Source organism: Citrobacter sp. RHBSTW-00859, from assembly GCF_013729795.1.
GTDB classification, from domain to species: Bacteria; Pseudomonadota; Gammaproteobacteria; order Enterobacterales; family Enterobacteriaceae; genus Citrobacter; species Citrobacter braakii.
The window spans coordinates 460,938-485,007 of the sequence record NZ_CP056284.1 but is presented as its reverse complement, the minus strand read 5'-3'; the positions used below and the strand labels follow the sequence as shown (position 1 = coordinate 485,007).

Below are 24,070 nucleotides of genomic sequence, written 5' to 3'. Positions count from 1 at the left end.
CGGAAGGGCAACCCGCGGGCTACCCTACCTGCATCCGATTACTCTTCGCTGAACAGGTCGCCGCCGTGCATATCGATCATTTCCAGCGCCTTGCCGCCACCGCGCGCCACGCAGGTCAGCGGATCTTCAGCAACAACAACTGGAATACCGGTTTCTTCCATTAACAGACGGTCAAGGTTACGCAGCAGAGCACCGCCACCGGTCAGTACCATGCCGCGTTCGGAGATGTCAGACGCCAGTTCTGGCGGACACTGTTCCAGTGCAACCATCACCGCGCTCACGATACCGGTCAGCGGTTCCTGCAGGGCTTCCAGAATCTCGTTGGAGTTCAGGGTAAAGCCGCGTGGAACACCCTCTGCCAGGTTACGGCCGCGAACTTCGATCTCGCGTACTTCGTCGCCCGGATAAGCGGAACCGATTTCGTGTTTAATACGTTCTGCGGTGGCTTCACCGATCAGAGAACCGTAGTTACGACGAACATAATTAATGATGGCTTCGTCGAAGCGGTCACCGCCAATACGTACAGAAGAGGAGTAAACCACGCCGTTCAGGGAGATAACGGCAACTTCAGTTGTACCACCACCGATATCCACAACCATAGAACCGGTTGCTTCAGAAACTGGCAGACCCGCCCCGATCGCAGCCGCCATCGGCTCTTCGATCAGGAATACTTCACGGGCGCCTGCGCCCTGAGCGGATTCACGGATCGCGCGGCGTTCAACCTGAGTTGCTCCAACCGGTACACATACCAGTACGCGCGGGCTTGGGCGCATGAAGCTGTTGCTGTGCACTTGTTTGATAAAGTGCTGGAGCATTTTTTCAGTCACGAAGAAGTCAGCGATAACGCCGTCTTTCATTGGGCGAATGGCAGCGATATTGCCCGGTGTACGACCCAGCATCTGCTTCGCGTCATGGCCCACTGCGGCTACGCTTTTTGGCGAGCCGGCACGATCCTGACGAATGGCCACAACAGAAGGCTCATTCAATACGATGCCTTGTCCTTTCACATAAATAAGGGTATTCGCGGTACCCAGGTCAATGGACAGGTCATTGGAAAACATGCCACGAAATTTTTTCAACATACTAAGGGATAATCCTGAAAGCTGGGGCGGAAAACAAAATCCGCTTACTTTACCAACCACACGCAGCAGCGACAAGGCGCAAAAATCATCTGCTACGGTGAAAATTAGTGCAGTTCGTTTCCTTTGTTACAAAATCGGCCTGAGTCCATCAGGGCTGAATAAATCAGCAGCACTCCTCGCTTTTGTTTGCAACCTGTCAAAGGTCATTCACCTGCATGTTTGCTGTTACAACCTGGCGAGCAGACAAGCACACCCCCAGAAGGCACAGCGCGCGTTATTCTACGTGAAAACGAATTAAACGGCAGGTTAAACCGAGTATCTTTGCGAATATTTTTTCACGTTAGTGTCAAGTGGCTGTGATGCGGCAAAAAAATCCCCTTGCCCACCCGCAACTCCGCGTTCCGTCAGCGTATGCCACTCGCTACGCGAACGAACGCCCGTGGCGTAAACCTGCGTTTGTGTTCCAGAACAAGCCTCCACCAGGCTTTGCACCAGGAGCTGGTTTTCGGTTCGCTTATCAATATTCCTCACCAGGCTTGGATGCAGCTTCAATAACTCAACGTTAAGCTCTTTGATCCAACTGGTGCTCACCAGCGTTAAACCCGCCTGCGTAACGGCAATTCGCACACCCAGCGCATTCATCAATCTGATGACGGGCTGTAACCGGCTGATATGTTGACAGACATCTGCCTCAGCAAGTTCAATAATTATGCGTTTGCGTAATGATTTTTCGCACTGCATCAGCGTATCACGTAGCCAGCGCTGAAAACGTGGGCGAATTAGCGATTCAACCGTTGTCTGCATCGCCAGGTTTTCCTGCGGCCAGTAGCCCAACAGTAAGATCAGACGGCTGATTTGCAGACGGTCATATTCTTCTGCCAGGCCAAACTGCAGGACCATCGGCATATATTCCGCCGAAATAACCTCTTCGCTGCCATCAAAAATACGGCACATCAGCTCCCGGTGGTGCACCCGTCCTTCACGGGTTACCGCAGGCTTTTGATAAATTCTTGGTCCACCCCGGCTGAGCATCTGTTCGATCAGCGTTCGCCAGCGTACGTTACCCCGACCTTTTTCCGGTAGTGAGTCATCATAGACCGACCAACTGTTCCCACCCTGCAATACCGAGTTCCGCGTGGCGGCTTCGGCGTGATCCATCACTTGTTCCGTCGACTGGCCGCTGCGGCAAACACAAATGCCAATATGAACCATATCGGCACGGTCGATCATTTTATTAGCCGGAAGCGCATCTACCGCTTTTAATAATTGCCCGGCAATACTTTCCGCCTCTTTCAGCGTGCGGTGTGGCAACAGGATGGCAAAATCGCTACGGTGGTAGCGCGCCAGCAACGCGCCTGGATAGCGCGTCATAAAAGTCGACAACAAATTGATTAACGTTGAAATTTGTTCTTCCGCAAGGGTAATTCCCCAGCTATCGCGCAGCAGTGTAAAGTCCGGCAGGCGTACCATCATCACGACGCCATGCGATCCCACTTTTTCCTGATCTTCCAGCAGCGTTGCCAGTTGGTTATCAAAGAACAGGCGGTTGCTTAGCCCGGTTTTTGTATCCTGCGCCACATAGGAACGAATCAGCGTATCCAGTCGGCTACGTTGCTCGCGGGCACTTTGAATTTCGGTCAGCAGCATATCGAGCGCGCTACTGGTACGCGCAGGCCATTCATAAACAGTCCCCCGCACGTTCGGTCCACGTTCGCCGTTAAGAATGCGCGTTGAACGAATCTCCAGCAACTCTTGACCTGAAAGCTGACGCTGAAGCCAGCGCACAGACAAAAAGAGCATCAGTATAATGAAAGCAATCGCCAACGTGAGCGGCGCGGTAGTCATCAGCGAATGGAAATAGTTGCCCATTGGATCCTGATAAACCAGACGCAGCGACATGCCCGGGTGTTTGACCAACGGAACGGTGACATCACGATACAGATTGTTCGTCCCCGCCGGGCGGTAGCTGCTGGTTCGGGAGTGGTCATACACCACGTGTTCGCCCTGAAGCAGTTCGACGCGCACGATATCAACCGAAACCATCAGTTCATCGATTTGCGGGGTTAGCGCAACGACATCGCGGGAGACAAGGTGCGTATCAATCGCTGTCGCCACCGCCTGAACACGGGTGGTGAACTTATATTGAATCGCGTTATAGAAACTCAGCGAGCAGCCGATCAGAGTTACGAAGATCGTTAACCCTGTAAGCAGCGTCACAAAAGCTGAAAATTTCGTCGTTAATCGCATCCTTGTGTTAACTCCGACAGTTATGAAACAGGCATGAAAGTGATAAAGCGGCGCGAAAATGCAAAACTGAACGCAAAATCTGTCCATTTATACAAACAGTGTGGGCATACTACCAAATTAGGTATATCTGGCAATTTATTGCGCGGAATCGGCATCATGTTTTGATTAGCGAGTATAGTCTTCATTAATAATTTTCCAATCCACTATACGAATTGAGGACAGGTTATGCAGGCTTTGATCTTAGAACAGCAGGACGGAAAAACCCTCGCATCCGTTCAACCCCTCGACGAAAATCAGCTACCGGAAGGCGATGTGACGGTGGATGTCCACTGGTCAAGCCTGAACTATAAAGACGCCCTTGCTATCACCGGCAAGGGTAAAATCATTCGCAATTTTCCGATGATTCCTGGTATCGATTTCGCCGGTACCGTGCGCGCAAGCGAAGATCCCCGTTTTCATGCAGGTCAGGAAGTTTTACTGACCGGCTGGGGCGTGGGTGAAAATCATTGGGGTGGACTGGCCGAACGCGCACGCGTGAAAGGCGACTGGCTGGTTGCGCTGCCACAAGGGCTGGACGGACGTAAAGCCATGGTCATCGGTACCGCTGGCTTTACCGCCATGCTGTGCGTCATGGCGCTTGAAGATGCAGGTATTCGCCCGCAAGACGGTGAGATTGTCGTCACTGGCGCCAGCGGCGGCGTGGGTAGCACGGCCGTGGCGTTACTGCATAAGCTGGGTTATCAGGTTGCGGCGGTTTCGGGTCGCGAAAGTACTCACGACTACCTGAAGAGCCTGGGCGCTAACCGTATCCTTAGCCGTGATGAATTTGCTGAATCTCGTCCGTTGGAAAAACAGCTGTGGGCTGGTGCGGTTGATACCGTTGGCGACAAAGTTCTGGCAAAAGTCCTGGCACAGATGAACTACGGTGGCTGCGTTGCCGCCTGCGGCCTGGCTGGCGGTTTCGCTCTGCCGACGACGGTGATGCCATTCATTCTGCGTAACGTTCGTTTGCAAGGGGTGGACTCGGTGATGACCCCGCCGGCACGCCGGGCAGAAGCCTGGGCGCGTCTGGTTAAGGATCTGCCGGACTCTTTCTATGCTCAGGCCGCCACGGAGATTACGCTGGCGGATGCGCCGAAGTTTGCCGATGCCATCATTAATAACCAGGTGCAAGGTCGTACGCTGGTGAAGGTGAAGTAACAAGCTCTGGCGCAGAAATTTACACTTAATTAACGAAATTTCGCGGCATATCTACAGACTCCCTGCCATATTAACTACGCGTCCCCTGTCAGTTATGACGCGTAAGCCGGGAGTCTGTTATGAAGAAATTACGTCCATTTACAGAAGCCGACGTCACTGACGAGTCGGCTTTTTTTATGCAACGCCGCCAGGTACTGAAAGCATTAGGGATCAGCGCCGCCGCGTTGTCTTTCCCCCTCTCTGCGCAGGCTGACCTTCTTAGCTGGTTTAAGGGGAATGACCGCCCGCCCGCGCCCGCGGGTAAGCCGCTTGATTTCAGTAAACCCGCCGCCTGGCAAAATTCGCTTCCTTTAACGCCAGCGGATAAAGTTTCTGGCTACAACAACTTCTATGAGTTCGGTCTCGATAAAGCGGATCCGGCAGCCAATGCTGGCAGTCTGAAAACCGATCCGTGGACGTTAAAAATCAGTGGTGAGGTGGCAAAACCACTCACCCTCGATCACGATGCGCTGACCGCCCGTTTCCCACTGGAAGAACGGATTTACCGGATGCGCTGTGTGGAAGCCTGGTCAATGGTCGTGCCATGGATTGGTTTTCCGTTACATAAACTGCTGGCGCAGGTTGAACCCACCAGCAACGCAAAATATGTCGCCTTCGAAACGATCTACGCACCGGATGAGATGCCCGGACAAAAAGATCGCTTTATTGGCGGCGGGCTGAAGTATCCCTATATTGAAGGACTGCGTCTGGATGAAGCTATGCATCCACTCACTCTGCTTACCGTGGGGGTTTATGGAAAAGCTCTTCCCCCACAAAATGGCGCGCCCATTCGCTTAATTGTGCCGTGGAAATACGGATTTAAAGGCATTAAGTCGATCGTGAGTATTAAACTAACCCGCGAACGCCCCCCGACAACCTGGAATCTGGCCGCCCCCAATGAATATGGATTTTATGCCAACGTGAATCCGCATGTCGATCACCCGCGCTGGTCCCAGGCCACTGAGCGTTTTATTGGCGCAGGCGGTATTCTGGACGTTCAGCGCCAACCCACGCTGCTGTTTAACGGTTACGCCGACGAGGTCGCTTCGCTGTACCGTGGTCTTAACCTGCAGGAGAATTTTTGAGTGCGCCTGACTGCAAAGCACATTACCGGACTGAAAGTTTGCCTGCATCTTGCCGGCTTTTTACCGTTTGTCTGGCTATTTTGGGCGGTGAATCACGGTGGTCTGAGCGCAGACCCGGTCAAAGATATCCAGCACTTTACCGGTAGGACAGCTCTGAAATTCTTGCTGGCGACCTTGCTGGTCTCTCCCCTCGCGCGCTACGCTAAACAGCCATTATTGATACGCACACGGCGCCTGTTAGGGCTATGGTGTTTCGCCTGGGCAACGTTGCATTTAACCAGCTACGCACTCCTGGAACTGGGCATTCATAATCTGGCGCTGTTAGGACGGGAATTAATCACGCGACCTTATTTGATGCTGGGCATTGCCAGTTGGGGCATATTATTCGCCCTCACGTTAACCTCCACCCAGTCGGCTCAGCGAAAACTGGGCAAAAATTGGCAGTATTTGCACAACTTCGTCTATCTTGTGGCGATCCTGGCACCCATACATTATCTGTGGTCGGTAAAAATTATCTCCCCTCAACCGATTATTTATGCAGCACTCGCTGTGGTGTTGTTAGCCTGTCGTTACAAGAAGTTTCGCCAGTGGTGGCGGTAGTTTCACGTTTTGTGCAGTGCGTTACAAAATGTGGACGATCCGATTTTCTTTACATGTTAACGGTTGATTATCTTCCCTGATAAGACCAGTATTTAGCTGCCAATTGCTACGAAATAGTTATAATGTGCGACTTTGCTATCCTCGGTAGCGTTTTTAGAGCGCTGAAAGGGTGACATTCGCATGTTGAAGGTATATTTTGTCTTTTACCCGAAAATGGCAGAAGATAGCCGCACAATGACTAACAAGTCTGGCAATCTCACTTAATGGCAACCGCACCCAGTGCAATGCCTGAGATGCGTGGCATCTTGTCACTCACTGTTATAAAAATGCTATACAGACGGCGGTAAAACGCTTGTCACAATCTCACTAAACAAAGAGTACGGAACCCACTCATGGATATTCGTAAGATTAAAAAACTGATCGAGCTGGTTGAAGAATCAGGCATCTCCGAACTGGAAATTTCTGAAGGCGAAGAGTCTGTACGCATCAGCCGTGCGGCGCCAGCTGCAAGTTTTCCAATGATGCAACAGGCTTATGCTGCACCAGTGATGCAGCAGCCAGCTCTGTCTAACGCTGTCGCACAAACTGCCTCTCCAAGTATGGAAGCTCCGGCAGCAGCGGAAATCAGTGGTCACATCGTACGCTCCCCAATGGTTGGTACGTTCTACCGCACCCCGAGCCCAGATGCGAAAGCGTTCATCGAAATCGGCCAGAAAGTGAATGCGGGCGATACCCTGTGCATCGTTGAAGCCATGAAAATGATGAACCAGATCGAAGCCGACAAATCCGGCGTAGTGAAAGCGATTCTGGTAGAAAGCGGTCAACCGGTAGAATTTGACGAGCCGCTGGTCGTCATCGAATAACGAGGCGAACATGTTGGATAAAATTGTTATCGCCAACCGCGGTGAGATCGCCCTGCGTATTCTGCGTGCCTGTAAAGAGCTGGGCATCAAGACTGTCGCTGTGCATTCAAGCGCGGATCGCGATTTAAAACACGTATTGCTGGCGGATGAGACGGTCTGTATTGGCCCGGCTCCGTCCGTAAAAAGCTATCTGAACATCCCGGCTATTATTAGCGCTGCTGAAATCACCGGCGCAGTGGCAATTCACCCGGGCTATGGCTTCCTCTCTGAGAATGCCAACTTTGCTGAACAGGTAGAACGTTCCGGCTTTATCTTCATCGGCCCGAAAGCCGACACCATCCGCCTGATGGGCGATAAAGTGTCCGCAATTACCGCGATGAAGAAAGCTGGCGTACCGACAGTCCCAGGCTCTGACGGCCCGCTGGGCGACGACATGGACGCTAACCGCGCTCATGCTAAACGCATCGGTTATCCAGTTATTATCAAAGCCTCCGGCGGCGGCGGCGGTCGCGGTATGCGCGTCGTGCGCAGCGATGCCGAACTGGCACAATCCATCTCCATGACCAAAGCGGAAGCGAAAGCGGCTTTCAACAACGACATGGTTTACATGGAGAAGTACCTGGAAAACCCACGCCACATCGAAATTCAGGTGCTGGCAGACGGTCAGGGTAACGCGATTTATCTGGCAGAACGTGACTGCTCCATGCAGCGTCGTCACCAGAAAGTCGTCGAAGAAGCACCAGCACCGGGCATTACTCCGGAACTGCGTCGCTACATCGGCGAGCGTTGCGCCAAAGCGTGCGTTGATATCGGCTATCGCGGGGCAGGTACTTTCGAGTTCCTGTTCGAAAACGGCGAGTTCTACTTCATTGAAATGAACACCCGTATTCAGGTTGAACACCCGGTAACCGAAATGATCACCGGCGTTGACCTGATCAAAGAGCAGCTGCGCATCGCTGCGGGACAACCGCTGTCCATCAAGCAGGATGAAGTTGTGGTTAAAGGCCATGCGGTAGAATGCCGTATCAACGCCGAAGACCCGAACACCTTCCTGCCAAGCCCGGGTAAAATCACGCGTTTCCACGCGCCGGGTGGCTTTGGTGTGCGCTGGGAGTCTCATATTTACGCAGGCTACACCGTACCTCCGTACTATGACTCAATGATCGGTAAGCTGATCTGCTATGGCGAAAACCGCGACGTAGCAATCGCCCGTATGAAAAACGCGTTGCAGGAACTGATCATCGACGGTATCAAAACCAACGTTGATCTGCAGATCCGCATCATGAATGACGAGCATTTCCAGCACGGTGGAACCAATATCCACTATCTGGAGAAAAAACTCGGACTTCAGGAAAAGTAAGCGTGCGTTAACTGAAAAGGCCGGAAATTCCGGCCTTTTGTTTTTCTCCCCTCCCGCACGTGCCATAAGGTACAATCCCCGCTTTCTTTATCCACAAGGGACAAAAAATGGACGCTCGTTTTGTTCAGGCCCATAAAGAGGCGCGCTGGGCGCTGTGGCTGACCCTTTTATATCTTGCCACATGGTTAGTGGCCGCTTACTTACCAGATTCCACGCTCGGTTTTACCGGCTTACCACACTGGTTCGAAATGGCCTGCCTGCTAACGCCGCTGGTTTTCATCGTGCTGTGCTGGGCGATGGTGAAGTTTATCTATCGCGACATTCCGTTGGAGGATGACGATGCAGCTTGAAGTTATTTTGCCGCTGGTCGCCTATCTGTTGGTGGTCTTCGGTCTTTCCGTTTACGCCATGCGTAAGAGATCGACCGGCACTTTCCTGAATGAATATTTCCTCGGCAGCCGCTCGATGGGCGGGGTCGTATTAGCCATGACGCTAACGGCAACCTACATTAGCGCCAGCTCGTTTATTGGCGGTCCTGGCGCCGCTTACAAATACGGGCTGGGATGGGTGCTGCTGGCGATGATCCAGTTGCCCGCCGTTTGGCTTTCTCTGGGGATTCTTGGTAAGAAATTCGCGATTCTGGCGCGCCGTTATAATGCCGTTACCCTCAACGATATGCTGTTTGCCCGCTACCAGAGTCGCCTGCTTGTGTGGCTGGCAAGCCTTAGCCTGCTGGTCGCGTTTGTCGGAGCAATGACCGTACAGTTTATTGGCGGCGCACGTTTGCTTGAAACCGCTGCGGGTATACCTTACGAAACCGGTCTGCTTATTTTTGGCGTCAGTATCGCATTGTATACGGCGTTCGGCGGTTTTCGCGCCAGCGTACTGAACGACACCATGCAGGGTATGGTGATGCTGATTGGTACTATTGTTCTGCTGGTCGGCGTCGTTCATGCTGCCGGTGGCCTCAGCAATGCGGTGGTAACCCTGCAAACTATCGACCCTAAACTGGTCTCGCCGCAAGGCGCGGATGACATTCTGTCACCCACGTTCATGACCTCATTCTGGGTACTGGTGTGCTTTGGCGTAATTGGGCTGCCGCATACAGCAGTACGCTGCATCTCTTATAAAGACAGCAAAGCTGTACACCGCGGCATTATCATCGGCACCATCGTAGTGGCGATCCTGATGTTTGGTATGCATCTGGCGGGTGCGTTGGGGCGTGCGGTGATCCCTGATCTGACAGTGCCGGATCTGGTTATCCCTACGCTGATGGTCAAAGTGTTGCCGCCGGTAGCTGCTGGGATCTTCCTCGCGGCCCCCATGGCCGCGATCATGTCGACGATCAATGCCCAATTGCTGCAAAGTTCCGCTACGATCATTAAGGATCTGTACCTGAACCTGCGTCCGGAACAGCTGAAAAACGAAACCCGGCTGAAGCGCATGTCGGCAGTGATTACCCTATTGCTCGGCGCGTTACTGCTACTGGCTGCCTGGAAACCACCAGAAATGATTATCTGGCTTAATCTGCTGGCGTTTGGCGGGCTGGAAGCCGTCTTCCTGTGGCCGCTGGTACTGGGCCTGTACTGGGAGCGTGCAAACGCGGCGGGCGCTTTGAGCGCGATGATTATCGGCGGCGTTCTTTATGCCGTACTCGCTACATTTAACATTCAGTACCTGGGTTTCCATCCGATTGTGCCCTCGTTACTGATAAGCTTGCTGGCTTTCCTGATCGGCAACCGTTTCGGTTCTGCCGTCCCGCAAGCCGCCATATTGACTACTGATAAATAAAAGAGTTTTGCCATGCCATGGATCCAACTGAAACTGAACACAACCGGTGCCAACGCTGAAGAGTTGAGCGATGCGCTGATGGAAGCGGCCTCCGTTTCCATTACTTTCCAGGACACGCATGATACGCCGGTATTTGAGCCTCTCCCGGGCGAGACTCGCCTGTGGGGAGATACCGACGTTATCGGCTTGTTCGATGCAGAAACCGACATGAAAGAAGTGGTTGCCATCCTGGAGCAGCATCCGCTGCTGGGTGCAGGCTTCGCGCATAAAATCGAACAGCTCGAAGACAAAGACTGGGAACGCGAATGGATGGATAACTTCCACCCGATGCGCTTTGGTGAACGTTTGTGGATTTGCCCAAGCTGGCGCGATGTCCCGGATGAGAATGCCGTCAACGTGATGCTGGACCCGGGTCTGGCGTTTGGTACCGGCACTCACCCCACCACCTCCCTATGCCTGCAATGGCTGGACGGTCTCGATCTAAACGGCAAAACCGTCATCGACTTCGGCTGCGGCTCCGGCATTCTTGCCATTGCGGCCCTGAAGCTGGGTGCGGCAAAAGCCATCGGCGTAGACATCGATCCGCAAGCAATTCAGGCCAGCCGTGATAACGCCCAGCGTAATGGCGTTTCTGAGCGTCTGGAGCTTTATCTGCCGAAAGACCAGCCAGAGGCGATGAAAGCCGACGTGGTGGTCGCAAACATCCTCGCAGGCCCATTACGTGAACTGGCACCGTTAATCAGCGTACTGCCCGTTGAGGGCGGTTTACTGGGGCTTTCTGGCATTCTTGCCAGCCAGGCGGATAGCGTCTGTGAGGCCTATGCCGAACTCTTTACGCTCGATCCGGTTATCGAGAAAGAAGAGTGGTGCCGCATTACCGGTCAGAAAAAATAATCACCTCTCGTTACCGTTGGTAACGCAATAATCGCTCTTTTTTTCGCAAAAGGATTTGCGGAAATGAGAGCGAGATCGCATTACAAAGCCACTATTTGCTCACAAAAACAGCTTTTTATCCTGATAACCTGAGGCTGGCCGTAATAAAAAAAGAGAAGTTTTCGGAATTTATAAACGGATGAAAAATTAGCACAACCACGTATCAAACTGATTATTAAAGATTTTAATTTGAAACTGTGTACTTAACCAGCAATTCATTGATCCACCTCAGTGGATTGGTCAAAGTTTGGCCTTTCATCTCGTGCGAAAAATGCGTAATATACGCCGCCTTGCAGTCACAGTATGGTCATTTCTTAACTCATGCGCATCGGACAATACCAGCTCAGAAATCGCCTGATCGCAGCACCTATGGCTGGCATCACTGACAGACCATTCAGGACGCTGTGCTATGAGATGGGAGCAGGATTGACGGTATCCGAGATGATGTCTTCTAACCCGCAGGTTTGGGAAAGTGACAAATCTCGTTTACGGATGGTGCACGTTGATGAGCCAGGAATTCGCACGGTGCAAATTGCCGGTAGCGACCCTGTTGAGATGGCCGATGCCGCACGTATTAACGTGGAAAGCGGCGCCCAGATTATTGATATCAATATGGGGTGTCCGGCTAAAAAAGTGAATCGCAAGCTCGCAGGTTCAGCCCTCTTGCAGTACCCGGATCTAGTGAAATCAATACTAACCGAGGTCGTCAATGCAGTGGACGTTCCTGTCACACTCAAGATTCGCACCGGCTGGGCTCCGGAACACCGTAACTGCGTAGAGATTGCCCAACTGGCTGAAGACTGTGGCATTCAGGCTCTGACCATTCATGGACGCACCCGCGCCTGTTTGTTCAATGGAGATGCTGAGTACGACAGTATTCGGGCAGTTAAGCAGAAAGTTTCCATTCCGATTATCGCGAATGGCGACATTACTGACCCGCATAAAGCCAGAGCTGTACTCGACTATACGGGGGCGGATGCCCTGATGATAGGACGTGCAGCTCAGGGAAGACCCTGGATCTTTCGGGAAATCCAGCATTATCTGGACACTGGGGAGCTGCTGCCCCCGCTGCCTCTGGCAGAGGTGAAGCGCTTGCTTTGTGCGCACGTTCGGGAACTGCACGACTTTTATGGTCAGGCAAAAGGGTACCGAATTGCGCGTAAACACGTATCCTGGTATCTCCAGGAACACGCTCCGGATGACCAGTTTCGGCGCACATTCAACGCCATTGAAGATTCCAGCGAACAGCTGGCGGCGTTGGAGGCATACTTCGAAAATTTTGCGTAAACAGAAATAAAGAGCTGACAGAACTATGTTCGAACAACGCGTAAATTCTGACGTACTGACCGTTTCTACCGTTAACTCTCAGGATCAGGTAACTCAAAAGCCCCTGCGTGACTCGGTTAAACAGGCACTGAAGAACTATTTTGCTCAATTGAATGGTCAGGATGTTAACGATCTCTATGAGCTGGTACTGGCTGAAGTAGAACAGCCCCTGTTGGACATGGTGATGCAATACACCCGCGGTAACCAGACCCGTGCTGCCCTGATGATGGGCATCAACCGTGGTACGCTGCGTAAAAAACTGAAAAAATACGGCATGAACTGATACTAATCAGTTAAATGTTTGTTTTAAAAGGCGCTACTCGGCATGGGGAAGCGCCTTTTTTATTAAACTGACTGCACCACTGACTGCACCAAAGCACGAACAACAATGAACACTATCAAGCAATAACAGGCTTTGACTGAGGGATTTATGGAAGAGACAAAAAGTAAAATGCTAAGGCGGGCTATCTTGGCGATTCCTTTTGACAGAGATGAGGTGCCGGATTCAATCACAACAGATGATGTGCTTCATCGTTGGCCCCAACTATCTGTAACCGGATATGCACCATATCACGTTGTACAGCTTGCAAATGCTTTAGATGAATCGGCCATATCAGATGATCTAATGAACACGTTTATGGATGCCCTCAATTGGTACAATAAATTCCATTCTTGATGGACTCATAATCGCTTGGTCGCTGGTTCAAGTCCAGCAGGGGCCACCAAAAATCAAGGGCTTACGTGAAAACGTAGGCCCTTAGTCTTTTCTAGGATACCTATAGGATACCGCAGGGAAGTATAAGCGAGTACCTAGCACCTTCTGCTATTACCGCCTCAATATTTTCTAATGCATTATCATTTTACTGCTGATCGCTTGAATACATACCGGCGCTGATAATGGCTCCGCCAATTTCTCGCTCCCCGTAGAGAACGGGAACGGGATACCCCATAGCCACCGTATTGACTGGAGCACCAAACGCATAGTTGGGTTTATTATCCGTACTGGAAGACGCGCCAGCATTGAATGAGGGTTGAGGTGTCAGCATCTGTACCACTCCGCCCAGCGTCATAGATAATCCAAGCCCGGTTAATGCTGTTGTCGTCCCTGCAATAGCTGCAGCACTCATTCCAGCGGATCCAGCCCATGCAGCAAAGGAAGCGCCGGCAGTAAAAAAGGCAGCGACCAGCGCCACTGCACCGATCACTACCTGAAGTACTCCGGCATTTTTTGCCCCCTCAATAATGGGACTGATGCGGTAGGTATCACTACCCAGAGTCATATCGAACTCTTCAATCCCAATATTGCTTTTCCCGCTGAAAAAGGCGAAGCGAATCCCCTTCATATGCGCTTCTGACATGTACTTTTTGAAACCGGGAACCTGTGAACACATTGCCCTCAGCATTTCTCTAAGGTCAGAAACGTGATATTGATGCCGTTTGCCAAATTTCTTAGCCATTTTTCCATCAAGAATAAGTGTTTTTAACATTACTCATCTCCGTCCAGAGGTGCATATCACATTTTGTCTTCGACATAGATCCCCGCCGAAATGATGGCGCCACCGATACGGCGTTTTCCATAAGCCAGCGGAACGGGATTACCCTGGGCGGTTGTGTTCGTTACGCCACCGAACGCATAGGATGCTTTGTTATCCGCATCCTGCTTACTCGACAACCCACCGGGCTGCGGGGATAGCATTTGAGCAACACCACCTATCGTCATAGAAGCACCGATGCCGAACATCATATTACTGGCTGCGATACTCACTCCCGGCATCCAGATAGACGTAGCAACCAGCACAGCACCCAAAATAGTTTGTAGCAGACCAGACCTTTTACTTCCCATAATAACTGGCACAATGCGGATTTCCCGGCCGCCAGCTGGGAACACAAGTTCGTCTTCCCCAATATTCTGTTTCCCACGAAAAATACTGAATGTCAGCCCGCGGGATTTACTCGTATTCAGATACTTCTCGAATCCGGGCAGCGTTGCAGACAAAGCCCGGATAGCTTCCTGCGTCGTAGTGATCAAGCGCTTATGTTCCCTTCCAAATATTTTGGCTAATGAACCGCTCAGTTTAATCGTCGTCATTACCTCAGTGCTCTGCATTGTCTTCCCCCGCAAGTGTAGATCGCTGATAAGGCTGATTTGAGATCGTATAATTTTCTCTTACAACTACTTCCCGGCGCGGGTGGAATATCCCGCAGGCGCTTTGAAACTGTCTGCCTGTGTACCCCCGTAACATCAGCCAGTTCGGTAATAGTTAACCGTATTTGTTTCATCATTCCCCCCAAAGATGATGAACAAAAAACAAACAACTCATCATCTTTTCTATTTTTCATCATTTTCATTACTGTAAAATCATACAGTTAGCACATGATGATGATGACCATAGAATTCAAAAACGAGCCGTTTTCCGCGAGCCCGCCGCCCCGTGGCAGGTCGCCCCGCCCGGAGGACCCACGAGAAATGGGCAGCCGTGGCCGCCCCTCTGCTCTTATGCCCCACTCGATTTGACCAGCCCACGGTAGTCCAGCGCAGCCACACCTGCATCGATGCGCACCTTCCAGGCGATACCATCAACGGTGAAGCCCTCCTGCTGCTCAAGATATGGCGTATCCATTCCGTCGAGATAAGCCACCTCGATAGTGTCTGTGCCCTGTGCCGCCGCAACATACCACTGCTTGTTGTCCGCCTTATCCAGTCGCGGCTCAACCACCACCTGAGCCATATCTTTAACCACGTTAATAATGCCGGGGTTCTGGTTCAGTGTGCCGTCCTGGTCTACCGGGAAAAGCGAGGAAGATGAGAGCACAGCGCGATTGGCTGCCCCTTCCAGAGCAGCAGGAACGAGGATATAGGCTGGGATAACATTGATTGGGTCGCCGTTTGCATCCTCCTGCAGGCGCATAGCCTTACGGGCTTCATTGAGTCCGTCTGTATCCATCCCTTTAGCAATGAGGTTTTTATGGTCGGCGTGGAACAGCGCTTTACCATCGGTGAACTTACTGTTCGCTGTCAGGTTGAGGTAGACCAGATTACCTACGGTACGCGCCGCAGCGCGGCCCATTGCCTGGGGAATGGTCGTTAACTGGTTCAAATCGTCATTGATGACGGCCTGGCGGGTAATGGAGAAGATATTGCCGTACGTCGCTAGAGCGATAGGTACGCCACTATCACTCGTTGTGACATATTTATACTCAGCACCTTCCGGCACCTTATCCAGCTCAGAGAAGCCATTCAGCCCAACGCGCTTGGCTTCATGGAAGTTGGAGAGCGAGCCGGTTTTAGTCCACTGCTGGAATGTTTCACCGCTGTTCTGCCAGCCGGTCAGCACCGACTTTTCAGCGCCACCAGCCAGGATATGCGAGAAATCGCTGCTGCTGTGCGTAAATGCCATATTCACAATCTGTGAACGGTTGCCAAAAGCACTGACGCTGATACCGCGATCCACCAGCGAAGCCTGAGCCATATCAAACAGGCTCATCATGGCGTAAGGGTTTCCACGTTCGGCGCGTTCGTGACCCAGACGGGAATAAAGCCCCTGGCGGATAGCATCGCCGGTAATGTTGCCGTTACCTGCGTAAATGTGTGCATCAGTGGTTTTATTCGACGGCGTTCCGGTTTTGCCCAGTGAGGCCAGCAACATGTCTTTCGCTTTCTCCGGAGTGCAGTCCACATCCTCCAGGCACTGCATCTTCAGCGAATCATGCTTACCGCCGAACATAGCAAACAGGTCTTTAATCCCGTTGATGCGGTTATGCTCTGGTACCGCGCTGCCGGTGGAGCCTTTCGGGCTGGTGATCATCCCTTTAATATCTTTTGGCATATGCTCAAAATCCTCAATTCGTTTCGATTCAATACAGGCCATTGCACTGACCGCCGGTAACAGCTCATCAGCGAAGCCCTGAGCCACACATTCACGCCCATCCATCCAGGTCTCACTCTCGAGCATGGCCCCCAGCACTTCGGCAGACTTACCCGTTTTGCGGGCATAAGCCGGGATAAGAACGCTTTCTACCTTGTCCAGTAACTCAGCATAGTCGCGCATATCGTTGGCATTTCCGCCAGATATGCCCCACGGCTTGTGGATCATCATGAGCGCATTTTCTGGCATAACGATGCGGTCGCCAGCCATCGCTATAACTGACGCCATAGAAGCGGCCAGTCCATCGATATGCACTGTGACTTTTGCCGGGTGTTTATTCAGGAGGTTGTAGATAGCGATCCCGTCGAAAACGTCACCGCCGGGTGAGTGAATATGCAGGTTGATATGGGAAATATCACCCAGGGCTTTCAGATCCTCAGAGAACTGCTGGGCAGTGATACCCCAGCCGCCGATCTCCTCGTAAATACTGATATTGGCGCTGGTGGCGTCGTTTGATGCTTTAATGGTGTACCAGCCTTTCATAGCCATGCCCCCAGCGTATGGTGATGCCAGTAGTTCACGCTGCTACGCACAATCTGGCCCTTAGTGGGGACTGGCATTTCCGGGTGATTCTTGCGGATGAATGCCTGGTACTCCTCGATCTTCTTCATGGTTTCAGCATCGATATGAACCGTACCGCCTTTATCGTGCTGCTTATTGTTCCGTTCTGCCATCTTCTTACCCTTATCGTGATTGATGGTACATGCACAATCATTGATCAACAAAAGTGGTAAGTAAAATCATTTTAATCAGAAAAACAGATTAATCAGGTTCGGACATAAAAAAACCGGGTTTCCCGGCAGCAAGATTTACTCAATTTTTTTATGCGTATAGATACAAAACGTGGTGGGTTACGTGGGTTATTGGGTTATCTTCGCTTGCTAAGTATTTTTTATTCCATAAATTCAACAAGTTAACATTCAATCAACACAAAAACGTAACCCACTAACCCCCTCAAATAACCCACTAAGCCGTTTTTAAAGTGGGTTACGATTTCGCTGGTGGGTTATTTTGCCCTGTCAGTGGGTTATAAACGGGGTAAAGTGGGTTACTGGTGGGTTACGATGTTCCTTTAAAATCATTACCTTAATGCACTTATCCACTGTATAACCCACGTAACCCACTAATTTTTACCTCACGTGTATAAAAAAATTACTCGTCATCAGGCGAGAACATCAGCACATAAAACACATGCTGCTTGCCGCCCATCTTGCGGAGTGCTTTCTTCTTGTACCTCCCTTTATCCCCGGTCTCAAGCATCCCGGCACTGGCTAAAGCCCTGGCAAATTGCGTATGGTTAAAGCCTCTGGCTATCTCCTGCTCAAATGCCGCGGGGAAGGTGTAGAACTTAAACACTTCATCACTGGACTGACTTCCCGTTCTGTACCCCGCAAGCTCTTTAATCGGCAGATCGCGGGCGTCACTTTCCGGGTATGGAAGGTAACGGCTGAATCCGTAGGTATTCAAAAACGCTTCGCACTGCTCGATAATCTGCTGGTGCTCTTTGTTCCCGGTGCCGAACTCTTTCACCCAGGCATTAAAGCTGTGCTGGATAGCATCACGGCTGGCCTGTTCACTCCACCCGGTTATATGGCAGGACAACACAAGCGCGGCCTCCAGTATTGCAAAACGTTCCGCGACCCTGTGAACCTGTTCCCCATAGTCAGCCGGAATAAGGCCGCGCCATCGTTCCTGCGCATCCCTGACCGCCTGCTTTGCTTCCTGCTGGTGGGTTGCCAGCCATTTAACCCATTCACGCCCCGCCGCACCGTGATTATCAAGCCATGCCTCTTTCAGCGCGTCGGCGTGGGCTTTACCGTTGGGTTGCCCGTTGAATACGGTTGCTTTCTCCATCGGGATATTCAGAAGCCGCACAAGCTGCCCGGCCTTTACCCTAAGTCCACCAGCGGAAAGAAACGTTTCTATGTCCATTTCCCCGGTACTGATCGCCACAGTGCGCCAGCGTTTTAACTCACGGTTTCCACCTTCTTTGGCTCCCTGTAGCTTTCCAGCGCCGTTAAACAGCGTATAGGCAGACGTGGCAACATCACGGGCATTGCTTCCCTGTCCTATCTCATCCAGCGGCAATAAGCCGTCATTGTGGGCTTCTGCCTCATTTGCAATGCCTAATGCCGTCCCGTACCAGGTGAGGCGCAACGCATCAGGAACGCCCCATACACTACTGGCGATATTCGCCGTTGTTGTCTTACCTGCACTGGACTGCTCAAAAAGGTGAACCCCGAACCCGTCAGCACCCACCAGCCCGATAAGCGGCGCTGCCATTGATGCCGCCACGCCCAGCATCATTGACGGATTACCACACGCAAGACGCGCAACGCTATTACGCCAGCTTTCCGCCGTTCCTGTAACGTCATATCCCCCGGCAGCGGCACTACGCCCGTTAAACAGTATCGGCGTTTCGGGCTCACCTATGACCTCGCCATCAGGCATAACATAAGCGCCATAGTGCCAGCCTGACGTGTGGCTGATTCGCCATTCCTGCCCGGTGCCACTTTGTTGCAGCCAGTCAGCCAGAATCGCCCGGAATGTGTTTTTGGTCGTGACGTTTACCCCACCAGCCTTTAACGACCGCCACCCGTCACGCTCGCCAATGTCAGCACAAGGGATCGCCCGCGTAATATCTTCATGACCACGTGGAGAGCGCCAGCGCAACACCAGATAGCGCTCCGCACCGTCGCTACCTGAACCCACCACCTCGATCGGGGAACACAGCCACGTTTCAGGGTTAATAATCTCTCCGGTTTCTTTATCGACCTTCGGTGTTACCCAGAAAACGCCATCATCACGGCTTTCGACACGAGGTTTTAGCTCATCCCCGGTTTCTGTTTTTGGTGCTCGCTTAGTGACTGGCAACTGGTGAATATTGCTTTCCTCAGCGTTAAATTGTTCCCGCAACCGGTTCAGATAGTCTCGCCAGTCCTCCGGTTCCCGGTCTGGGATCCCCTTATACAGTCTGGCATCCTGCACACCTGCCCGCGCCAGCTTCTCACCAATGGCATTAATCAGTATCGGCTCAATGCTCCCTGCCAGATACACACGGGCACTACGGCGCCCTTTGTCGATAATTTGCAGGTTATCCAGCTCTGCCAGCTGTTTTGGCCCCAGATAGATAGGCGGCGTTGTATCTTCGGCAATTTGCTTACCGAGTCCCTCTTCCCATCCCTTGGCGTGGGCGTAGGCATCAGCACCGGCAAAAATAACCGCCTCTGTGAATTTTTCCTTAGGCAGGTGTTTCAGGTTCGGAGCGCTTTTCATTTCGGGATCCCCCCGCTCATCTGAAACTTACCCAGTAATGGGTGATACCAGTACGCTGATCCGTATTTTCTTTTTGCACTACGCAGCACCAGCCGCGCCGCCTCTCTGAATTTCTCATCAGGAGCCACGAACCCGCCTGATTTTAACCGTACCAGCATTACCCCGGTGTTTTTCGCCAGTTCTTCGGCTTTCTTGGTGGAAATGCCGAACTCCGCCGCCAGCGTACTAACCGGACTCATACCCGGGGGGATTTCACCACCCTGGCTATCTGTGAGTGATTTGATCTGCAGCTCGAGGTTCAGTACCTTTTCCACCAGCAAATCGAGGCGCTTTTCCAGATCGTTAAATTTTACGTTACTGATCATTGGCCGCCATCCTTGCAAGACTTAATCTGGTCGAGATTCGAGATATCCAATTCATTTGCCAGTTCATCAGCAAGGCGGTAAGCAAGGCCAGTTAAACTCATTACATGGAGACGCTCTTCATCCCCTCTGATCGTTGCCAAATAAGAAGCGCATGACAGAAGCGCGGCGACCTCTTGAGCCAATGTCAGAAGATCACTTTTAGTGCGGTATGTATTAATCATGGCCCACCACCTCCCTATCTGAGGCGCTATCAAAAGCCCAACCGCGGCGGGTGTTGTAATCAAAGAACGCGACCCGGCATGGTGCTTCTGCCCGAATTTTAGCGGCGAATACCATTTCCCAGCCCGGGAAAGCTGCGCGGGCATTCTCTTCAGTATCAGTATCAAAACGAAGAACTACCGGCGAACAGTCTGGATGGCTCTTAGGGGTTGCCAGAAAGAGCCATGTAAATTTTTGGTGAGTTTGGGTATGCTGTTTATCAGCCATAACTGTTACTCCAATTAACGGTTTGGTTAGAGGCCCGGTTAGTGTTCCACCACTGCCGGGCTTCGCTGTTTCTGCACCACTGCAAAGCAAGGTGTAAGACACAAGATAGATTAAAGGTGTCTTACACGTCAACACTTTTAATACTCGTGTTTTTGTGTATATTGTCTTACACCAATTGTAATGGAGCTTAGAGATGGCAACGGGTCCAAAGAACTCAAAATCACAATCTGTCACGGCAAGGATTGCCCATGAACTGATCGAAGGAATGGAGAAATTCAAAGAGCCAGGGGAAAGCACCGGCCAGTTTATTAATGCAGCCGTCCTAGGTGAAATTAAGCGGCGCCAGCGTAAGAAAACTAAAGAAGAACCAGAAGGCAGAGCAGACTCCAGATCTGGAGTTTGACCTACATTTTTTGTGTAGGTCAGCTCCACAAAATCATGGGTAAAAACAGCGGACGTAAAATTGCGCTGGCCTCGACACTCAATATTTGAGTTCGCCAAAACGGGCGAGCACAAAGGAAGGATTTGTACACATCCTAATGCGGTGCGCAAAAACAGGGTATGCGCCACCGGCTCACACTCCCCCCATTGGGGGAAGTATTGCCGGGTGTTGAGAATGCAACCGACTATCTGTGAGATGGTCGCTACTGAAAACTCAGGAGATTGGGTATGCTGCAATGCAGTCCCCCGCCAGGGTGTAAACGCCAAAACTGGCGTAAACCGCGCCAATGGCGCAGTTCCTGTAATCTCAGGAGCGCTTAAGCTTTGACCACCAGCAGCAGGCCTGGTATGCTGATTCTGTTCTCTGTTTTCGGTACTACACTGGCGGCCCGGCATGGTCGCCTTTGTTTTTTGTGCCATACCTCCCCCTTAAGCTGCTTTGCAGCGGCTTTGCTGCCACTCAGAAACCTCAGAGAGAAGCCAGCCAACGGCACGCCCACCCAGCTTACGGCGAGCAGGGAATTGCCCTTCCTTTTCCATCATGTAGCGTGTTGTGCGGCAGATACCGGTTAACTGTCGACACTCAGCTTCACGGATCACTCGTTCGGCTGGCGGTTGTGATTGTTTAAATTTGTTCATAAAAAAATGCTCTCGTTCGTCAAGGTTCGAGAGCATTTAAATATTTATGGTAATGGACCTCTGGAAACTTCCAGTCGGTCGGAGGAAATTCCGTTATGCAAAATCTATGTCAGCATCCTTAAGCCAATCAGCAATGGTTTTCCCAGATGGCAGAGCTATCCCCCTCAGTTGGAAATCCTTGCATATTTCACTATCTTTACTTTCAATAAATTTCCTTGGGCTTTCTGCTACATCATCACCATAATGAATAGCTAATAATGCTTTAATCATTGACGCTCTGTTATTCGCTATTGTCTTACTAACTTCCTCTTTACTGACGGTAGTTCTATTTCCAATTTCATAAACTTTTTTTCTACCTACAGTTAATTTCCTTACTTTGCATTCATCTCCCAATATGATAGAAATTGCTTCTCTAGATACGAGTAAATCTTTTTCCGAAAAACTACTCTCATCATTTACACTTGCATTACAATTAATATCAACATCACCCAAAGGAGAAAAACAAAGCTTCACATATGGAGCCGTAAAATCACGGTTAATAATGAAACTTGATATATTCCAAACACCTTTAAGGTAGGCTTTAACTCTGGGTTTATCCCCATATTTTGTTAAGACCTCAGCCACCTGCTCAACCGTTTCACAACATTCAAAATCAGATGTCGCAATGATAGAGAACTCAGAAACATTGATGTAATAATCATGTCTTTGTTCTGAGTTAAATATTTTATTTGCAACATCCATAAGGGTGCCATCAAATTCTATATAACCTAACATTGAGTCATCACGCCCAAACTCATGCGATAGATTAATTGCACCGATTTCCGCCCAATGGAGCAAGTCTTCAACTTCACATCCAGCACCAATAAATCTGGTAGCCCGCTCTAATGTGCAATACTCTAATGCTGGTAACTCGAAATCTTTCATTTTGCCACCTTAAAAATCATTACATTTGAATCGCCAGTAGAGATAACCTCTAATCGTTCCATCCATTTATTCAGAGCATCCAGCTTTTCTGGCAAGTATTGACTGCGGTTATACACAGCCATGACACCGCCCAACGTATGCCCTAATAGTTGTTCAACCACATGAGGGGCAATCCCCATATTATTTAGTGTGGTAGAGAACGTGCGGCGCAGATCATGAAGCGTCCACGGTTCAGAGTGATCAAGACGTTTATAAACTCCTCTTCCCCATTGGCTGACCGCCTCCGACTTCTTAATCTCGCCAAGCAGCAATCCGCTATCCTTATGCTGTTCAATCAGTCCTGCAATAAATGGGCGTATAGCCTCGGGGATTGGCCGTAGAATTTTCTCCCCGCCTTTGCTGTGTTCTTTTGGTACCGTCCAGATCCAGTCTTTTAAATCCCACTCCGTGACGCGAGACAATCGCAGCTCTTGTGTTCGACAGCCAAATACCACCAGCAGGCGCAGCAGCGCAGAGTAATAAGGCTTAAATTTAAGTCCAGAGCATTCCTGCCAGATATCCGCAAGTTCTTGTTTGGTGTGCTCTCTGTCTCGCTTATTCGGTTTACGACCAACATCATCTACGGTCAGATCGTCCAGAACGTTACTTACCGCGTAGCGATGAACCCGGCAGAACTTGAGGGCCTGCTTACACATTTGCAAAAGATAGCAGGCCGCTACAGGCGCTTCGTTCCTTACCCTGGCGAAACACTCAAGCCAGTGCCGGGTTTCGCACATCGATAACGGATAATCGCCTATGTAGGGAAAGATGTGCTTCCTCAGTTGCTCGGTGTGCTTGTCGACGTTCGCACGCTTGTGGGTAGCGTATTCCCTGATCCAGTAGTCCATGGCTTCTTTTACTGTCACCGGCTTGAGCGTTTCCTGTGTGGTCACATTCAATTGGTGCTTTGGATTTTTACCTTCAGCCAGCCATGACCGACACTGTTCGCGTTTCTCTCGAGCAGCTTTAAGGGAAAGGTCGGGGTAATTACCCAGTTTGATACGCTGCGATGCAGACTCCCGCCCGCCGATTCGGAAGGTGAAATACCAGGTTAAAATCCCCGCCCGGGATACCTTTACACTCAGCCCATCACCGTCAGCGTAAAAACTGTCTCCGGGACTTTCCCGGCCAAGCATTTTACGCAGCGAAGCATCGCTTAATTTGTTCGTTCCACCAGCCATGAAAACCTCAGTTCATATCATTCGGCGCGCCAAACTGACTGCACCACTGACTGCACATCTCGATGTTACTCTATGAACGACAATGAACAAAGACAAACCGAAAAAGTAATTTTCCCTTTTATATTCAATATATTGAATGAACATTAACGAACCATGATAAACTGCAAAAAACGTAGGTTTTGATAATACGGCATGAACTGATACTAATCAGCGAAATGTTTGTTTTAAAAGGCGCTACTCGGCATGGGGAAGCGCCTTTTTTATTAA

At 50.9% G+C, this 24,070-nt stretch carries 26 protein-coding genes; 12 read left to right on the top strand and 14 right to left on the bottom strand.

What is annotated here, in order from left to right; genetic code table 11:
* Window positions 1-38 precede the first annotated feature (38 nt).
* Together mreB and csrD are read right to left on the bottom strand one after the other, a co-directional pair.
* Window positions 39-1,082: a rod shape-determining protein MreB gene (gene mreB, locus HV302_RS02440; protein ID WP_000913396.1), complete on the bottom strand. Its 1,044-nt coding sequence runs from the start codon at window positions 1,080-1,082 to the stop codon at window positions 39-41.
* Window positions 1,083-1,388: 306 nt separating this feature from the next.
* Window positions 1,389-3,329 (bottom strand): RNase E specificity factor CsrD, encoded by a 1,941-nt coding sequence (gene csrD / locus HV302_RS02435; RefSeq protein WP_181626874.1) that lies wholly within the window; start codon window positions 3,327-3,329, stop codon window positions 1,389-1,391.
* A gap of 225 nt (window positions 3,330-3,554) precedes the next feature.
* Between csrD and acuI the strand changes: the two genes are divergently transcribed.
* The 11 genes from acuI to HV302_RS02380 all read left to right on the top strand — a co-directional run bounded on the left by acuI (window position 3,555) and on the right by HV302_RS02380 (window position 13,202).
* On the top strand, window positions 3,555-4,529 hold the full coding sequence (acuI, locus tag HV302_RS02430) for an acrylyl-CoA reductase (NADPH) (RefSeq protein ID WP_047358541.1): 975 nt from the start codon (window positions 3,555-3,557) through the stop codon (window positions 4,527-4,529).
* Window positions 4,530-4,648: 119 nt separating this feature from the next.
* Window positions 4,649-5,653, top strand: a complete 1,005-nt coding sequence (msrP, locus tag HV302_RS02425) for a protein-methionine-sulfoxide reductase catalytic subunit MsrP (protein ID WP_046275076.1) — start codon at window positions 4,649-4,651, stop codon at window positions 5,651-5,653.
* A complete protein-coding gene (gene msrQ, locus HV302_RS02420) occupies window positions 5,654-6,253 on the top strand; it encodes a protein-methionine-sulfoxide reductase heme-binding subunit MsrQ (protein WP_016157592.1) in 600 nt (199 codons plus the stop codon).
* 392 nt (window positions 6,254-6,645) lie between these two features.
* Window positions 6,646-7,116: an acetyl-CoA carboxylase biotin carboxyl carrier protein gene (accB, locus tag HV302_RS02415; protein WP_003025210.1), complete on the top strand. Its 471-nt coding sequence runs from the start codon at window positions 6,646-6,648 to the stop codon at window positions 7,114-7,116.
* Between the two features lie 10 nt (window positions 7,117-7,126).
* On the top strand, window positions 7,127-8,476 hold the full coding sequence (gene accC / locus HV302_RS02410; protein WP_003828838.1) for an acetyl-CoA carboxylase biotin carboxylase subunit: 1,350 nt from the start codon (window positions 7,127-7,129) through the stop codon (window positions 8,474-8,476).
* Between the two features lie 107 nt (window positions 8,477-8,583).
* The gene (locus HV302_RS02405) at window positions 8,584-8,826 is read left to right on the top strand and encodes a YhdT family protein (RefSeq protein WP_016154721.1); all 243 of its coding nucleotides are present in this window, start codon (window positions 8,584-8,586) and stop codon (window positions 8,824-8,826) included.
* Window positions 8,816-10,267 (top strand): sodium/pantothenate symporter, encoded by a 1,452-nt coding sequence (gene panF, locus HV302_RS02400; protein ID WP_016157593.1) that lies wholly within the window; start codon window positions 8,816-8,818, stop codon window positions 10,265-10,267. Before HV302_RS02405 ends, panF begins: the two co-directional genes overlap by 11 nt.
* Window positions 10,268-10,279: 12 nt before the next feature.
* Window positions 10,280-11,161, top strand: a complete 882-nt coding sequence (gene prmA, locus HV302_RS02395) for a 50S ribosomal protein L11 methyltransferase (RefSeq protein WP_181626873.1) — start codon at window positions 10,280-10,282, stop codon at window positions 11,159-11,161.
* A gap of 360 nt (window positions 11,162-11,521) precedes the next feature.
* Window positions 11,522-12,487, top strand: coding sequence for a tRNA dihydrouridine synthase DusB (gene dusB, locus HV302_RS02390; RefSeq protein ID WP_003025224.1), 966 nt, complete (start codon window positions 11,522-11,524; stop codon window positions 12,485-12,487).
* A 25-nt stretch (window positions 12,488-12,512) separates the two neighbouring features.
* On the top strand, window positions 12,513-12,809 hold the full coding sequence (gene fis, locus HV302_RS02385) for a DNA-binding transcriptional regulator Fis (protein WP_000462905.1): 297 nt from the start codon (window positions 12,513-12,515) through the stop codon (window positions 12,807-12,809).
* Between the two features lie 147 nt (window positions 12,810-12,956).
* Window positions 12,957-13,202: a hypothetical protein gene (locus HV302_RS02380; protein WP_049238587.1), complete on the top strand. Its 246-nt coding sequence runs from the start codon at window positions 12,957-12,959 to the stop codon at window positions 13,200-13,202.
* A 184-nt stretch (window positions 13,203-13,386) separates the two neighbouring features.
* Here HV302_RS02380 and HV302_RS02375 read toward each other — a convergent pair whose 3' ends face one another.
* The 9 genes from HV302_RS02375 to HV302_RS02335 form a co-directional block, all read right to left on the bottom strand.
* A complete protein-coding gene (locus HV302_RS02375) occupies window positions 13,387-14,013 on the bottom strand; it encodes a tail assembly protein (RefSeq protein WP_181626872.1) in 627 nt (208 codons plus the stop codon).
* A 26-nt stretch (window positions 14,014-14,039) separates the two neighbouring features.
* Window positions 14,040-14,633: a tail assembly protein gene (locus HV302_RS02370; protein WP_181626871.1), complete on the bottom strand. Its 594-nt coding sequence runs from the start codon at window positions 14,631-14,633 to the stop codon at window positions 14,040-14,042.
* On the bottom strand, window positions 14,615-14,806 hold the full coding sequence (locus tag HV302_RS28515) for a DUF1441 family protein (RefSeq protein ID WP_419095933.1): 192 nt from the start codon (window positions 14,804-14,806) through the stop codon (window positions 14,615-14,617). The genes HV302_RS02370 and HV302_RS28515 overlap by 19 nt, the downstream gene beginning before the upstream one ends.
* A gap of 215 nt (window positions 14,807-15,021) precedes the next feature.
* On the bottom strand, window positions 15,022-16,935 hold the full coding sequence (locus HV302_RS02360) for a ClpP-like prohead protease/major capsid protein fusion protein (RefSeq protein ID WP_181627435.1): 1,914 nt from the start codon (window positions 16,933-16,935) through the stop codon (window positions 15,022-15,024).
* Window positions 16,932-17,126: a hypothetical protein gene (locus HV302_RS02355; RefSeq protein WP_044067013.1), complete on the bottom strand. Its 195-nt coding sequence runs from the start codon at window positions 17,124-17,126 to the stop codon at window positions 16,932-16,934. The genes HV302_RS02360 and HV302_RS02355 overlap by 4 nt, the downstream gene beginning before the upstream one ends.
* Before the next feature lie 478 nt (window positions 17,127-17,604).
* Window positions 17,605-19,728 (bottom strand): DUF927 domain-containing protein, encoded by a 2,124-nt coding sequence (locus tag HV302_RS02350; protein ID WP_181626869.1) that lies wholly within the window; start codon window positions 19,726-19,728, stop codon window positions 17,605-17,607.
* The gene (locus HV302_RS02345) at window positions 19,725-20,093 is read right to left on the bottom strand and encodes a hypothetical protein (RefSeq protein ID WP_181626868.1); all 369 of its coding nucleotides are present in this window, start codon (window positions 20,091-20,093) and stop codon (window positions 19,725-19,727) included. The genes HV302_RS02350 and HV302_RS02345 overlap by 4 nt, the downstream gene beginning before the upstream one ends.
* Window positions 20,090-20,314, bottom strand: a complete 225-nt coding sequence (locus HV302_RS02340) for a hypothetical protein (RefSeq protein ID WP_024153894.1) — start codon at window positions 20,312-20,314, stop codon at window positions 20,090-20,092. The genes HV302_RS02345 and HV302_RS02340 overlap by 4 nt, the downstream gene beginning before the upstream one ends.
* The gene (locus HV302_RS02335; protein WP_181627434.1) at window positions 20,307-20,579 is read right to left on the bottom strand and encodes a host cell division inhibitor Icd-like protein; all 273 of its coding nucleotides are present in this window, start codon (window positions 20,577-20,579) and stop codon (window positions 20,307-20,309) included. Before HV302_RS02335 ends, HV302_RS02340 begins: the two co-directional genes overlap by 8 nt.
* Window positions 20,580-20,772: 193 nt before the next feature.
* Between HV302_RS02335 and HV302_RS28120 the strand changes: the two genes are divergently transcribed.
* On the top strand, window positions 20,773-20,982 hold the full coding sequence (locus tag HV302_RS28120; RefSeq protein ID WP_058842418.1) for a YlcI/YnfO family protein: 210 nt from the start codon (window positions 20,773-20,775) through the stop codon (window positions 20,980-20,982).
* A 467-nt stretch (window positions 20,983-21,449) separates the two neighbouring features.
* Here HV302_RS28120 and HV302_RS02330 read toward each other — a convergent pair whose 3' ends face one another.
* The 3 genes from HV302_RS02330 to HV302_RS02320 form a co-directional block, all read right to left on the bottom strand.
* Window positions 21,450-21,659 carry a helix-turn-helix transcriptional regulator gene (locus tag HV302_RS02330; RefSeq protein ID WP_181626867.1) on the bottom strand — a complete coding sequence of 70 codons (210 nt, stop codon included), beginning with the start codon at window positions 21,657-21,659 and terminating at the stop codon, window positions 21,450-21,452.
* 93 nt (window positions 21,660-21,752) lie between these two features.
* Window positions 21,753-22,583: a hypothetical protein gene (locus HV302_RS02325; RefSeq protein WP_181626866.1), complete on the bottom strand. Its 831-nt coding sequence runs from the start codon at window positions 22,581-22,583 to the stop codon at window positions 21,753-21,755.
* Window positions 22,580-23,803 (bottom strand): tyrosine-type recombinase/integrase, encoded by a 1,224-nt coding sequence (locus HV302_RS02320; RefSeq protein WP_181626865.1) that lies wholly within the window; start codon window positions 23,801-23,803, stop codon window positions 22,580-22,582. Before HV302_RS02320 ends, HV302_RS02325 begins: the two co-directional genes overlap by 4 nt.
* Window positions 23,804-24,070: the final 267 nt, after the last annotated feature.